The following is a 13,983-nucleotide window of genomic DNA, read 5'->3' on the forward strand; positions in this document are numbered from 1 at the left end:
AGGGCTGATATGCGGTTAAAATGTCAGGTGCAGACCTGATGTTTTGACCGTTGCCTATCGCCTGTGAGGAAAGTATCGGGGACTATGGATTTTGCGGAAATGTGCGTTATAGGTAAGTAAAAAACTACTTGATAGAGCGTGAATTGAATTGTTCATATCGGTATGATATAATTTACTGAAATGAAGCAAGAAGGTGGACTTTTGTATGAAAAAATTTTTGAAAATATTGCTAATCATTGTAGGAATAGTTTTTTTGATTTTTGCAGCGCTGATATGTATTGGACTGTTTGTTGATTATGATGACCATATTGAAAATGGTCGTTATACTTATGTTCCGGAAGATGACAATAAAGACAATGCATATGTCGAATTCAATTTGAGTGATTACGATAAAAAGGATTCTGAACTCATATATTATAGTTCTGTCGAAGAAGCTATTTTGAATTCTCCTTTGAATGCTGAAAATGAAGAATTTTCTGTTCCAGAAGATTTTCTTAATCATGTTGATGAAATATTGCATATATGGAATGGCAAACAGTATGATACTATTTTCTATCGGGCAGGAAGCGATAACGATCCCGTTCAAGGTTTTGTGATGGCACGCTGCAAAAAACAGGTGGAGGAAGCAAGTGTACAATATGCGTTTGTAAATGCTACACCAGCTACCACTACACCAGATACCACTTATGGGGGAGACTTCAAAAAATTTATCCATTTATCTTTAACAATAAGTGATATTCAACAAGACTTAAATCCAAATTATCCGGATACCAGATTCGTTTTTGGCTATGCACATGATAAAGAAATTTACTCATTAGAAGTAGAAGGTCAAAAGCCAGATGGGATTATAGAATATGAAGAATATGGTAGAACGATGTATATGTGGTATTATAACGATTTGAAAAGCAATAAAAGAGGCGATTGTCTGAGCTACTCAGTAGATGTGCCAGAGTAATTTTTCAAATTGGCTAATCTGCCACAACTGAATATGACCGTCAAGGTCAGATGAAGAAACCGATGTATTGAGCGTAAAGCGATCATGCGTCGGTTTTTCTTATTTCATGAGCTGACAGAATTCCGACTGTATATCACCCGTGAGGAAAGTATCGGGGACTATGGATTTTGCATAAATGCGCGTTACAAGGCTTGAACAGGAACTCTGCACACAAATTTTTTCTTCCATTCGTTAAGTTGATGAAGTATAATGAAAAATAAGATAAAGTTAATTCTTGGAGGTGTTATTCATGTTTGGTTTTAAGAAAAATGAAAAGCCAACGCTCATTATTGAAGCAAAAGATCTAATGGAAATTATCAAGTCTGATTATGATAATGATATGGCTTTTACTCTTATTGAGTTTTCCTATAATGAGAAAAAATATGTGATGGGTTCCTGTGTTTTACCTGCTAACGCAGAGGAATGTAAAGAAAATATATCTTTTATATTTCAAGACAGAGTTTTTGAAAGTTTTGAGGAATTTCAAACTGCTATTATTATAGATAATAAAAACATCTTACAATTAGAAAAACCCCTTGAAATTTTAAGAGCAGGAATTATTGATAATGAGCCTATGCTGAAAACGCCATGGGGAGATAAAAGATTAGCTGATAAAGCTGTTAATAAATAGCGTGTCGCTTTGAAAGGAGTACAAATTTATGGCATTATTGATGTTTAGAACTTTTGGAGTGATTATAGTATCATTTATAGTCTTAATTATGTATGTTTTGCATAGAAAGAAAAATGGGAAGTTTATAAAACGAAAGGCTGTCAATGAAGAAGAAAAAATAAAATATCAAAAATGGGAAAAAATAATCAATGTGATGGCAGTTGTTGGGTTATTGATTCTCGGTATATTTATAACTGTTCCTTGTTGCTTGGATATACCTTATTTACTATCTAACAATTTAGTTGAAGTTACCGGAGAAGTTACACAAGGTGCAATGTCAGGAGAAAACTCTAATAGTGAAAGAAGAATACATATTAGAGATGAGAAAACTGGAGAAGAACATTCATTAAAATATTGGGGAACAGGTAGCGATTTAGGAGATAAGATAACTGTAAGGTATTTACCACACACAGAATATGGGTATGTAGTTGAATAGAATAAAAATAAATATCCTATTTTGTTTTGGGAAATTTGTAGATTACCTGTAATCTGCCACAACTGAATATGACCGTCAAGGTCAGATAAAGAAACCGATGTATTGAGCGTAAAGCGATCATGCGTCGGTTTTTCTTATTTCATGAGCTGACAGAATTCCGACTGTATATCGCCTGTGAGGAAAGTATCGGGGACTATGGATTTTGCAGAATTGTGCGTTACAAGGCTTGAACAGGAACTCTGTACACAAAATTTTTTCTTCCATTCTTTAAGTTGATGAAGTATAATGAGATATGAAAAAGTGAGGTTTTAAATACTCGAATTTAAACAATCATTTTTATATAGCTGGAACTATGGAGGGCAAAAAATGAATGATTTTTTACGAATGTGTTTGAATATAATTACACAAATAGGCCCCTATTTAGTTGTACTTCTTCTTTTGAAATATCTTATAAATCTTCAACAAAAGAGAGCTAAAGAACGAGAGGAAGAACAGAAAAAGGGAATAATTAGAACGCATTATACAATAAAAACAGAGAAAACATTGACTATTATATTTGTTTTTGGAATTTTATTTACAGGAGGTTGTACTGTAGCAAGTGCTATCCAACAGGATGATATATTTCCTCCCTTGGTATTTGGCATTGCATTTGTTGTGTTTTTTATAGGCTCATTGAATATGATTATGTGGAAACTGGAAGTGGATGAAGATGAAATCACATGGCGTTCAACTTTTGGCAGAAAGAGAACTTTTCACTTTGAAGATATTACCTATTGCGAGAGAAGGAAAGGTTCTATGCGTGTATATGTAAATGGAGAAAAATTATTTACCATTGATAGTAATATTGACAAAGAAGAATTTATGGAGGACATAAAAAGAAGAAGAATCCCTGTAAAATCTTACTGGGCAAATCAGCATAAGAAAAATCGTAAATGACATAGATTTTATAACAGTACGATGTTAGACAACTGAATATGACCGTAAAGGAAGATGAAATATGAAAAAAGAGTTGAAACAAATATTGCTTATATGTTTATTTTTAATTATTGGTTGTGTACTTGGTTATTTTGTAGCACTTAATCAAATGAATCAACTTAGTGACCCTGAGTACATTGCGTTTTGGACAAGTCAAAATATGTCTGTTCCTGAACCATTAGGATTTACAAGAAGTATTCTTTCTTTTGGATTGCTTTTTGCTGGAATACCAACAGGTTTGATTTTTTATAGTGGTTTAGTTAAGAAATGGCTAACTCCTATCGCACCTAAAATTATAATTGGATTTGTTACTTTCCCGATTTATACACTTGCTGGAGTAATCGGTTCAATTCCTTTTATCATCTATAAAGGAATTTTTCTATTCAAAAATAATAGATGTAAATGACAACGAGCTTTTCAAGAGTAGGGTGTTTATCAACTACTTTTTAAGGCAACCACGCAAGGACGATCAGCTACATAGTTGGTCGTTTTTGTTTATCCATTTGCAGATTATCCGTAATCTGCCACAACTGAATATGAACGTTAAGGTCAGATGAAGAAACCGATGTATTGAGCGTAAAGCGATCATGCGTCGGTTTTTCTTTTTGCAAAATAGTCCGGTGGACTGTTTTGTAAAACCGAAGGAACTGACGGAGCTTGGGACGGGGCGAAGTCAGTTTGTTCGGGCGGGAGTACGGAGGGTGCAACCCTTTGTGCATGGGTACAGGGAATGCAATATCCCTGTGCAGGTCAAGGGCGGCAGCCTTGCCCAGTTAAGTGGCGTTTCGCCACTTAGTACTGGGTATTACTTGACGCAGAAAGCCGCAAGGAATCAGCTTCGCTGCCCTTCTCCCCTGTCGGGGAAATCAAAAAGAAAAGGAGGAACTCATGTGAAATTAACAAGACACAATGGACGAGCCGGAAAGAATGGCGTTTATAATCCGAAGCACAATGACCGCAGTTTTGACATTGCCAACAGCGAACACATTGACGAAGAACGAGCCAAACAAAATCTCTATTGGGACTGTTACAATGGCTTCCGCAATTTCAAAAATCCCGAAAAGGAAAATGAGCTGTCTGCCACTTTTGAAGATGTGGAACAGCTTTTTTATCGTCAGCGGTATCGTGATTTTGTGACCGGACAGAACGAAAGAAATGTGAAGAACCGACACCCTGAAAGAAATAAGGAAACCGGAGATTTACTCAAAAGCAAAAAGACCTGTCCAGAGGAAACGGTCTATCAGATTGGAACGCTTGATAATCATGTTCCACCGGAATTGCTCATTGAGATCGTCACAGAATTTATGGAAATCGTAAATGAGCGTTTCGGTTCTCATGTCCATATCCTGAATTGGGCTCTGCACTTGGATGAAAGTACCCCTCATATTCACGAGCGTCATGTGTTCGACTGTGAAAATCAATATGGGGAGATTGCCCCACAACAGGAAAAGGCTTTGGAAGCACTGGGGTTTGAACTGCCGGAACCGGAGAAGCCTGTCGGAAGAAAAAATAACCGCAAGATGACTTTCGATTCAGCTTGCCGAGTGCTGCTGTTTGATGTGGCGAAAAAGCATGGCTTACAACTGGAAGAAGAACCGGAATATGGTGGTCGTGCATATCTGGAAAAACAGGACTATATTCTTTTCAAGCAAAAGGAGCAACTGGCAGCACAGGAGCAAAAGCTGGAAGAACTCACGATGAAGATTGAGGATGTGGAAGCTCTGGTGGACGAGGTTGCCGATATTGCCTATGACAAGGCGGTTGAGGTCGTTGCTGATACTGTGAAACTGGAAACGCACAAGGAGGATATTAAGCTGGTGGAGCAGTCTAAGGCATGGGTTCTCTCCCCTGAGCGTAAGGCTTCAAAGAAAGAAATCGAGTATGCAACGAAACGATTGGATGGCGTGATTGCCAGAATCACAAACGCTATGAAATCAACCATTCAGAAAATTCAAACCACGCTGATGAAACCGGAGGTCAAAAAAGCCGGAACGGAGCAAATCAAGAAGAAAGCCAAAAGTTCCATTATAGAGCAGTTGAGCCGAAAAAAGAAAGAAATGGCAGAGCGTGAAGTCAGCCGGACACTTCCGGCGAAAAGCAAAAAACAGGATATGGAACTCTAAAGCACTTGCTGTTTTCACTTTGAAAATGACAGGTGCTTTTGCTTTAGGAAGCAAGAAAATATCTTCCATTCTTTAGGTTGATGAAGTATAATGATAGTAAGAAATTTTTTGTAATGACCTTAATCCAATAAGTGATTTTGCAATTATCAAGTAAAGGATGTAATTATATGAAGAAAGTACTGTTGCTTTTCAGTGTGATTATTATACTCGGTTTAACAGGCTGCTCTAACAAATATTTCAATGACTGGTTTAGCTCTGAACAAAATGAAACGGATAAGATGTGTCAACAAATTATCGAGGCATGTAAGCAACAGGATTCAGAGAAACTCAAATCTCTATTTTCCGAAGAAAGCAAAAAGAACATTGAGAATTTAGACACTGAAATCTCTGCTTTTTTCGATTATATTGAGGGCAGTATCCAAAGTTTTGAGGGCGATTGTGCATCATCAAGTGAAAGCAACTATGGTAAAAGGAAAACGGAATTGGATGGTATGTATCTCATATTGACAGAGAAGGAACGGTATTGTATGAATTTTTATATGTATAGTGAGGATGATGAAAATGCCCAAAATGTGGGGATATATAAAATTGAAATTGCATTAGAGAGCGAAGTGGCTGAGGATAATTTTATATGGGATAATCCCCCAAACGGTATTTTTGTTGGAGGACAAAATTGATTTTTGTTATGAGAGAACATTAAAGTATAAATTTCGGATGGTATAAGAAAAACTGACTACAATTAAATCTTCACAGCTTTACTAAGCAAGAGATCCGAATGATATGCTCCCTTCATGATGACAGTTTGTTTTTTCACTGTCTCTCATAAAGGGAGCATATCAGAAAAGGTCTCCTGCTTTTTTTCCCAAAAACTGAATATGGAACTCTAAGGCACTTGCTGTTTTCGTTTTGAAAATGACAGGTGCTTTTGCTTTAGGGAGCAAGAAAATATCTTCCATTCTTTAGGTTGATGAAGTATAATGTAAGCAACAAACTTGAAGTTTAAGGGAATGATATTATGGATTTTGCTATATTTAGATTGTTTATAAGAGTTTCATTATTTGTTATAGCTTTAATTGCTTGCATTATCTATCTAATTAAAAAAAGAAAACTTATCTATTCGATATTTTTTGATAAAGAAGCGATAAAAAAAGAATATACTGGAAAAAATGATATAATATTTCTTCGATTGGCTAATACCATTCTTGTTATAGTAGCTATTCTTTTAATCTTATATTTGAAAGATTTTGTTTTAGATATGCCTTACATCATAAACAAACAGTATAGTTATGCAGAAGGATATGTAACTGAACAATCTCATGGTGGTGCAGATATATCTTCTGAAAGAAGAAGTATTTTTCTATATGATAAAGTTAAAGATGATGAAATCGAAATCACAGTATTTTCAAGGTATGTTGATAAAAATACTTATTTAAAGGTACAATATCTTCCGCATACGAAATATGGTGCTATTGTAGAAAATAAATAATTCATTCTAAAAAGAAAAATCCCAGTTTGTATAACTGGCAACCCAACCACAATTAAATCTTCACAGCTTTGCTAAGCAGGAAATCTGAAAAGGTCTCCTGCTTTTTTGCACCTAAAATTAAATATGGAACTTTAAGGCACTTGCTATTTTCGTTTTGAAAATGACAGGTGCTTTTTTCGTTTCAGGAAAGGAGTCACATGAATGTATTTGAAATTGTAAAAGAAAATGTTACTGCCCGACAAGCCGCAGAAGCCTATGGCTTGAAAGTGGGTCGCACAGGTATGGCGTGCTGTCCGTTTCACTCGGATATGTCCCCCAGTATGAAGCTGGATGAACGCTATTACTGTTTTGGCTGCGGAGCAACCGGAGACGCTGTTGATCTCACAGCGAAGCTATTCGGTATCGGGCTGAGGGAAGCTGCTGTCAAACTTGCTGAAGATTTTGGTCTTAACTATGACAGCCGACAAAAGCCCAGTGTCCGCCCTCGTATTCGTGAGCCGACACCGGAGCAGAAATATCAAAAAGAAGAAAATCATTGCTACAAGGTGCTGACGGATTATTTTCATCTTCTTAGAGAATGGGAAAAGAAATACGCTCCTAAACAGCCGGATGAGGAATGGAATCCTCTGTTTGCAGAAGCACTGTATAAGAAGAACTATATCGAATATCTGCTTGATATTCTTCTGTATGGTTCATTGGAGGAACGAAAAGCACTTGTGGCAGAACAGAGAAAGGAGGTGTTGAAACTTGAACAACGAATTGCAGAACTGTCAGCAGACAGAACCATGCACAGTAGAAGAAATCCGAAACAGCTTAGAGCAGAGCGAGAAAGGTAAGGTTTATAATACTGCCGCAAATTATAAGCGTGTTCTGCAATATGACCCACTTTTGAAAGGAGCTATCCGAAAAAATCTTCTGACCGAAAGAATCGACATTGTGAAGCCCCTCGGTTGGTATCGTGACAGCCCGACATTGACGGATGTGGATGTGAAATATCTGCTCCTATATTTTGAAGAAAACTATGGATTGACCGTAGAAAAGAAAATCATAGACGCAGTTGCGGTTATTGCCAACGAAAACCGTTACCACCCTGTCTGCGATTTTCTCAATGCCCTACACTGGGACGGAACGGAACGCATACGCTTCTGTCTGCACCGCTTTCTCGGTTCTGATACAGATGATTACACCTATGAAGCATTGAAGTTGTTTCTGTTGGGTGCTATCTCACGAGCCTTTAAGCCGGGGTGCAAATTTGAGGTAATGCTCTGTCTTGTAGGCGGTCAGGGAGCCGGAAAGTCCTCTTTCTTCCGTTTGCTTGCGGTCAATGATGATTGGTTCTCTGATGACTTGAAGAAGCTGGATGATGAAAATGTGTACCGCAAAATGCAGGGGCATTGGATTATTGAAATGTCGGAAATGATTGCAACCGCCAACGCTAAGAGCATTGAAGAAATCAAGTCCTTTCTGAGCCGCCAAAAGGAAACCTATAAGATACCCTATGAAACACATCCGGCAGACAGAAAACGACAATGTGTGTTTGGAGGTTCTTCCAATACCCTTGACTTTCTTCCCCTCGACCGAACAGGCAACCGCCGCTTCGTTCCGGTTATGGTCTATCCTGAAAGGGCTGAGGTTCATATTTTGGCAGATGAACAGGCTTCAAGAGAGTATATCAATCAGATGTGGGCAGAAGCTATGGAGATTTACAGAAGCGGAAATTTCCGTCTGAGATTCAGTCCGGCTATGAACGCTTATCTGAAAGCCCACCAAAAGGACTTTATGCCGGAGGACACAAAGGCAGGACAGATTTTAGACTATTTGGAACGCTATTCCGGCAGCATGGTCTGTTCCAAACAGCTTTATAAGGAAGCACTGGGGCATGATTATGACGAACCGAAACAATGGGAACTGCGAGAGATCAACGACATTATGAATAACGCTGTCACAGGCTGGAGGGCGTTCAGCAATCCTAGGTATTTTCCAGAGCCTTACCGCAGACAAAAAGGCTGGGAGCGTATCAGGAACGACAACGAGCCTGACAACAGCATGGATGGTTTTCAAGAAATCCCGACAGAGGAAATGGAACAGTTAGGGCTTCCGGAAGAATGGTTGAAGCAAAAATAAAAGCTCGTTGTCGCTTCGGTTGTCGAGCCGGTTGTCGGTCTGGTTGTCGGGCAAAAATCCCGAAAGCCTTGATATTGCGGCACTTTTCCCTCTCTGACAACCATGACAACCAATATTATAAAGAAAAAGGAAATAGTAAAAAGATAGTATCGCCCGATAAAGAAAAAAGGTTTTCTGATGTCCGTTGTCGGAACTTCGTTGTCAGACCTTTCCTTGTCGGGCTTTTTTCATTCAAGGAGGAATATCGTATGACAAATATTGTGAACAGTACACTACCCACCCCAAATAACCATTCGGAGAAAAACAAACCGGATGGAGTTTTTGTGATTAAGCAAGGCAAAACAAATTATAAAGTCAAAGTGTTTTTTGACCATAGTAGCGGTTTGACTGCTGAGGACAGATTGAAACGCATTATTCAGGCAGAAGCAGAGAGAGAATCTGCGTAAGTAATATAAAAAATATCCACGCACCCCCTTGACAAAAGCTTTCAGAGGATACCCTGCTGTCTGCTATGGAGCACGCAGGAACAGAGGATATGCCGGATGATGTGGAGCGGAAAGGGCTTGGCACACCTGCCACCAGGGCCTCCATCATTGAAAAGCTGGTGTCCTCCGGTTTTGTGGAGCGTAAGGGCAAGAACCTTATCCCTACCAGGAACGGTATCAATCTGGTAACGGTCCTCCCGGAAGTCCTGACCTCGCCCCAACTCACCGCTGACTGGGAGAATAAGCTGTCCTTAGTGGCAAAGGGAGAACTTTCCCCGGAAACATTCATGGAGGGGATTGAAAGCATGGCAAAAGAACTGATCGCCCGCTACTCCCATATCTCCGAGGACAAGCAAAAGCTGTTTGCCCCGCAGAAAGAGTCTGTGGGTGTCTGTCCCCGCTGCGGCCAGCCAGTCTTTGAGGGAAAGAAGAATTTTTACTGCGGAGACCGGGGCTGCGGCTTTGTTCTGTGGAAGAATGACCGTTTCTGGACTTCCCGCAGAAAAGAGCTGACAAAGAAGATGGCCGCCGATCTGCTCTCTAAAGGGAAAACCAAAGTCAAGGGGCTCTATTCCGAAAAGAAAGATACCACCTATGACGCGGTTATCGTGATGGAGGATACAGGCGGGAAGTATATCAACTTTAAGACCGAGTTCACCAAAGGGAAAGGAGGCCGCTAATGCAGGATAATTCCTCTGATTATATTTTCAAGGCGTATATCACCAACACGGCTGCCTATGACAGCGGAGAACGTGACAATGCCGGAACCTGGCTCTATTTCCCGGCAAATGCAGAGGAAATCACCGCTGCCTTTACAGAGATTGGACTGCCGATCTCTGCCACGCCGGATATGTATTTCTTTGATGATTATGTCTCGAATGTACCAGGGCTTAGGCTGGCTCTCCCCATGTACGCCCATGTGGATGATCTGGCAATGCTGGCACAGGAACTTTCCGATCTGCCCGACCATGAATTTAACAAGCTGATGGCCGTCCAGGAAACACCCCTGCGGCTGACGGACTTTGAGCAGTTCAAAGAGTATCCCCACAACTTTGATTATTTCATCCTCATTCCGGGGATGAACAGTGATGAGGCTCTGGGACGCTACCAGCTCTATGAGAGCGGCATGGTAGAAATGCCGGAGGTGTGGAAAGCCGGCATTGACCCGGAGGCTTTCGGTCGCAAAGTCCGGGAACAGGACAACGGATATTTCACGGATAAGGGGTATGTCCTCTTATCCGGGGATGAATGGGAGCGGGAAAAACCTACGGTGAAACAGGACAAGGAGGTCAAACCCTCCGTCAAGGATTTTTTGAAACAGGCAAAGAAAGAATGTGCCGCCCGTGAGGTGCTGCCGCCAAAAGCAGACAAACACGGGCCGGAACTGTAAGGAGGTGCAATTATATGGGATACAGCCATGACAGCGAATTTCCGTTTGCAGCATTTATCACCAACTTGGGAAAATACAATGAGGGCGAGCTTGTGGGGGAATGGGTAAAGTTCCCTACTACCCCGGAAAAGCTGCAGGAAGTATTTGAGCGTATCGGTATTGGCTCTGCGGATGATTTCGGCAATCCCTATGAGGAATGGTTCATCACGGACTATGACTGTTATGTAGATGGACTCTATAACCTCTTAGGGGAATACGAGAACCTAGACGAACTCAACTACCTGGCTTCCAAACTGGAGGAACTGGGCGAGTCGGAATATGAACACTTCCAGGCAGCTATGGAGATCAGCGACTACACCGGCAGCTTAAAAGACCTTATCAACCTGACTGACAATCTGGATAAATATGATGTGTACCCCGGCATTGACGACTACGACGATCTGGGCCGGTATTACATTGACGAGCTGGGAACCATGCAGGTGCCGGAGTACCTGCAGAACTATATCGACTATGAGGCATACGGGCGTGATATTGCCCTGGGAGACACGGGAGCTTTCACCGATTACGGTTATGTGTATGACAATCAGAGCCGCTTTGAGGAATATTATGACGGAGACCGTGAGAATATCCCGGAGGAATACCGCGTGATGGTCTCCCCGGAGGAAGTGGAAGAACTGGAACCTGACCTTGACCGCCTGGATGTATCAACGGAACTTGCCCTCGATCTGGATTTACATTTCCGGGGATACAGTGCCAATTATGAACAGGCATTTCCAAAAGAGCAGGTACAGAGGGAGGCGATCGCTGACGCCCTCCTTGACGGGAACACTTCCCTTATCAAAACCGGACTTCTCAATATGAGCCGGGAAATGGACCTTAGAGAAGAAACCTCTCCGCTGATCGGACGGCTCACCGATTATGAAAAGGAATATGGTATCAACACCTACACCGTATATCAGCTAAAAGAGGTAGAGGAACTTCACCCATACCACTTTGAGGGCAGCGAGTATCTGGAGGCTGCCGGGCTTTCTATTGACCGGGCGAACTATGAGGCGGTCTACGCTGCCCCGTTCACCCCTAGAGAGAACCTGGAAAGCATTTATACCGATCTCAATATCCACCGCCCGGATAACTTCCGGGGACATAGTCTTTCTGTGTCGGACGTGGTAGTCTTGCAGGAATATGGGAAAGAGACCGCCCATTTCTGTGACCGTTTTGGATACAAGGAAGTTCCGGAGTTTTTGGAACAGCAGCCAGAAAAGGCAGAGCCGGATATGGGGCAGATCACCTTTTATACAGCGGAGTGTATGGAGTTTCCCTCTTTAGGAGAATACCATAACAACCTGACCCTGCAGGAGGCGGTCGCCGCATACCAGGCAATCCCGGCAAATCGGCTTCACGGCATAAAAGGTATCGGCTTCACCCTGGAGGATGGCAGCATATACAGCGGTATGGAGTATCCTCTGGTACGGGGAAACCGGATTGACTTGGACAACTTGTGCCTGGTGGAACACTTCAAAGAAAGTCCACTTGTGCAGGAGGCAGTAATTGATCTGGTGAGAGCCCTCCCTGATCTAACCGTGGATGATCGGGAGAATTTTCTGCTTATGCTGACAGACCCAAAGAACCATCTGAAAAATGCAGAGGTTCAGGTGGAGGACGATTACGGTATGATTGACGGTATCATTAACAACGGAGAACGGTCAAAGGATAAGGAGCCGGGAATGGATAAGCCCTCTGTCCTGGGGCAGCTCTCTCAGGCCAAAAAGGAATGTGCCGAGCGAAAGCCCCCGGAGCTCGGCAAGCCCGGAAAGGATGAGCCGGAACTATGAGCCGAAGTAAAAAGTGGAAACAGGAATGGAGCTTCTTTCTTGGGGAGAACGGCAGGCGGCAGTACAACAAGATCTGCAGAAAATGTATCCATAGCTGCAAGCAGAGTTTCCGGGCTGGAATTGTTGCCTGTCCTCTCTACCAGACAGATAGGGCAAAAAAGAGGCGGGAAAAAGGTTGAAAACAGAGGATTTTATCAGCTCTGCAAGGCTCAAAATACATAGGCAATAGGATTTGTCCTCTGCCTCCCTACGGGGCAAAATGATAGGAAAAAGTGTCGATTTTCGCCACTTTTCCAGACACAAAAATGGAGTACAGTTACCGCTTGTGTGGTGGTAGCTGTACTCCCCATTTTTTATGCTCTTATTCTCTTTTATCCAGGTAGGAAAGAATGGATGGATGTTCGCAGTCGTAGGCGCTGTGGGAATGTGTATAACTGGCTGTATCATGGAACTGTGGGAAACGGCGTTTGCAGGATGTGGGAAAGCCCCGGCTTTTCCATGTACTGTGAATGCGTTTTCCATCGGTGTAATGGTCTGTTATGCACATTTCCACGGTGCAGAATTATTCGTTATTATCGGTATCCTCACCATCTTCTTCCTCAATCAGAGCAGGGGCAGCCTCTATGATAGAAGTAAGGAGGTTATGGAAATCTGCGGCCTTCATGCTGGTAACAACCAGGGCACCTGTCTGTTCTTCCAGGGCCTTTCTCGCAATTCCGGCTACTTCACCGCCTCTGCGGGCAACTCTGCGGCTTTCTTCAAATCCCGCAGGATGAACAGCGGCAGAAATATCTTTTGTGGAAGTTTCCGCAAGCATATTTAAGACAAGCTCTGTGGTGCTCATGTTATCACGGAGATTTTCTTTTTTCAAACCTTTCAAGGCTTTATATTGACGGGTAGACATACCCGCCCAGGCTTTGGTAATCTCATCCGTCAGGATGGCAAATTCTTTTCCCTCCTGTACGCCACGCTTCTGCCATTCGTCTGTAAGCTCTTTGCGGACACGGATAGTCAGGAGTCTTTGATTGATCCAGTCTTCATCATATCCCTTTTTCAGATATGTAGCAAAAGCGCGGTCAATGGCCTTCTCCGGGTCAATGGTTTCCTCGATACGCTCGCTGCCGACTTTCGCAAGCCATGCTTTCAGCGGTTCAACCTTGGGAGAAGTAACAGACTGGATGATACGGAAAATCCCCTCCATTGTTGCGGCATTTGTCCGATATTTCTTTCCATCACTTGCTACCATTGAAGTTAGGGTACAAATTGTACCCCACCTTGCGTCAAGCTCAGAGTCACGGGAACGCATTTTTTTGATGTATTGTTTTGGGTCTGCACTATCGGTCAAGACAGCGATAACATCGGTAACAGAGAAATACCATTCCTCCTGCTCGGCATTCCAGGCAGTGCGGATTTGTCTATCTTCAAACATTTGGATTGAATTATTTTTTTCGCTCATTATTTTGCCCTC

Annotated in this window: 15 protein-coding genes; 14 read left to right on the forward strand and 1 reads right to left on the reverse strand. The window is 42.0% G+C overall.

What is annotated here, in order from left to right:
- Positions 1–205 precede the first annotated feature (205 nt).
- From H8S44_RS15150 to H8S44_RS16515, 14 genes are all read left to right on the forward strand, one after another.
- Positions 206–955 carry a hypothetical protein gene (locus H8S44_RS15150; protein ID WP_117553178.1) on the forward strand — a complete coding sequence of 250 codons (750 nt, stop codon included), beginning with the start codon at positions 206–208 and terminating at the stop codon, positions 953–955.
- Positions 956–1,244: 289 nt separating this feature from the next.
- Positions 1,245–1,625 carry a hypothetical protein gene (locus tag H8S44_RS15155; RefSeq protein ID WP_003023131.1) on the forward strand — a complete coding sequence of 127 codons (381 nt, stop codon included), beginning with the start codon at positions 1,245–1,247 and terminating at the stop codon, positions 1,623–1,625.
- A gap of 28 nt (positions 1,626–1,653) precedes the next feature.
- A complete protein-coding gene (locus tag H8S44_RS15160) occupies positions 1,654–2,100 on the forward strand; it encodes a hypothetical protein (RefSeq protein ID WP_003023134.1) in 447 nt (148 codons plus the stop codon).
- Positions 2,101–2,466: 366 nt separating this feature from the next.
- On the forward strand, positions 2,467–3,036 hold the full coding sequence (locus tag H8S44_RS15165) for a DUF6560 family protein (RefSeq protein ID WP_118710272.1): 570 nt from the start codon (positions 2,467–2,469) through the stop codon (positions 3,034–3,036).
- Between the two features lie 61 nt (positions 3,037–3,097).
- Entirely contained in the window at positions 3,098–3,481 is a 384-nt protein-coding gene (locus tag H8S44_RS15170) for a hypothetical protein (protein WP_003021642.1), read from the forward strand.
- A 181-nt stretch (positions 3,482–3,662) separates the two neighbouring features.
- The gene (locus H8S44_RS15175; protein WP_181968097.1) at positions 3,663–5,198 is read left to right on the forward strand and encodes a serine/arginine repetitive matrix protein 2; all 1,536 of its coding nucleotides are present in this window, start codon (positions 3,663–3,665) and stop codon (positions 5,196–5,198) included.
- A gap of 167 nt (positions 5,199–5,365) precedes the next feature.
- Complete coding sequence (locus H8S44_RS15180; protein WP_024720781.1) at positions 5,366–5,875, forward strand: DUF5104 domain-containing protein; 510 nt, start codon at positions 5,366–5,368, stop codon at positions 5,873–5,875.
- 338 nt (positions 5,876–6,213) lie between these two features.
- Positions 6,214–6,684, forward strand: coding sequence for a hypothetical protein (locus tag H8S44_RS15185; RefSeq protein ID WP_022616344.1), 471 nt, complete (start codon positions 6,214–6,216; stop codon positions 6,682–6,684).
- A 197-nt stretch (positions 6,685–6,881) separates the two neighbouring features.
- Positions 6,882–7,520 carry a CHC2 zinc finger domain-containing protein gene (locus tag H8S44_RS15190; RefSeq protein WP_117553179.1) on the forward strand — a complete coding sequence of 213 codons (639 nt, stop codon included), beginning with the start codon at positions 6,882–6,884 and terminating at the stop codon, positions 7,518–7,520.
- The gene (locus H8S44_RS15195; RefSeq protein ID WP_117553180.1) at positions 7,432–8,808 is read left to right on the forward strand and encodes a virulence-associated E family protein; all 1,377 of its coding nucleotides are present in this window, start codon (positions 7,432–7,434) and stop codon (positions 8,806–8,808) included. Before H8S44_RS15190 ends, H8S44_RS15195 begins: the two co-directional genes overlap by 89 nt.
- 248 nt (positions 8,809–9,056) lie before the next feature.
- Positions 9,057–9,254: a hypothetical protein gene (locus H8S44_RS15200; RefSeq protein ID WP_005335835.1), complete on the forward strand. Its 198-nt coding sequence runs from the start codon at positions 9,057–9,059 to the stop codon at positions 9,252–9,254.
- 65 nt (positions 9,255–9,319) lie between these two features.
- Positions 9,320–9,973, forward strand: coding sequence for a topoisomerase C-terminal repeat-containing protein (locus H8S44_RS15205; protein WP_186871530.1), 654 nt, complete (start codon positions 9,320–9,322; stop codon positions 9,971–9,973).
- Positions 9,973–10,683 carry an antirestriction protein ArdA gene (locus tag H8S44_RS15210; RefSeq protein ID WP_105310315.1) on the forward strand — a complete coding sequence of 237 codons (711 nt, stop codon included), beginning with the start codon at positions 9,973–9,975 and terminating at the stop codon, positions 10,681–10,683. Before H8S44_RS15205 ends, H8S44_RS15210 begins: the two co-directional genes overlap by 1 nt.
- 14 nt (positions 10,684–10,697) lie before the next feature.
- Positions 10,698–12,515 (forward strand): antirestriction protein ArdA, encoded by a 1,818-nt coding sequence (locus H8S44_RS16515; protein ID WP_243167630.1) that lies wholly within the window; start codon positions 10,698–10,700, stop codon positions 12,513–12,515.
- A gap of 562 nt (positions 12,516–13,077) precedes the next feature.
- Here the strand turns inward: H8S44_RS16515 and H8S44_RS15230 are convergent.
- A complete protein-coding gene (locus H8S44_RS15230) occupies positions 13,078–13,971 on the reverse strand; it encodes a BRO-N domain-containing protein (protein ID WP_105310313.1) in 894 nt (297 codons plus the stop codon).
- Positions 13,972–13,983: the final 12 nt, after the last annotated feature.

Source organism: Anaerosacchariphilus hominis, from assembly GCF_014290175.1.
Classification (GTDB): domain Bacteria; phylum Bacillota; class Clostridia; order Lachnospirales; family Lachnospiraceae; genus Laedolimicola; species Laedolimicola hominis.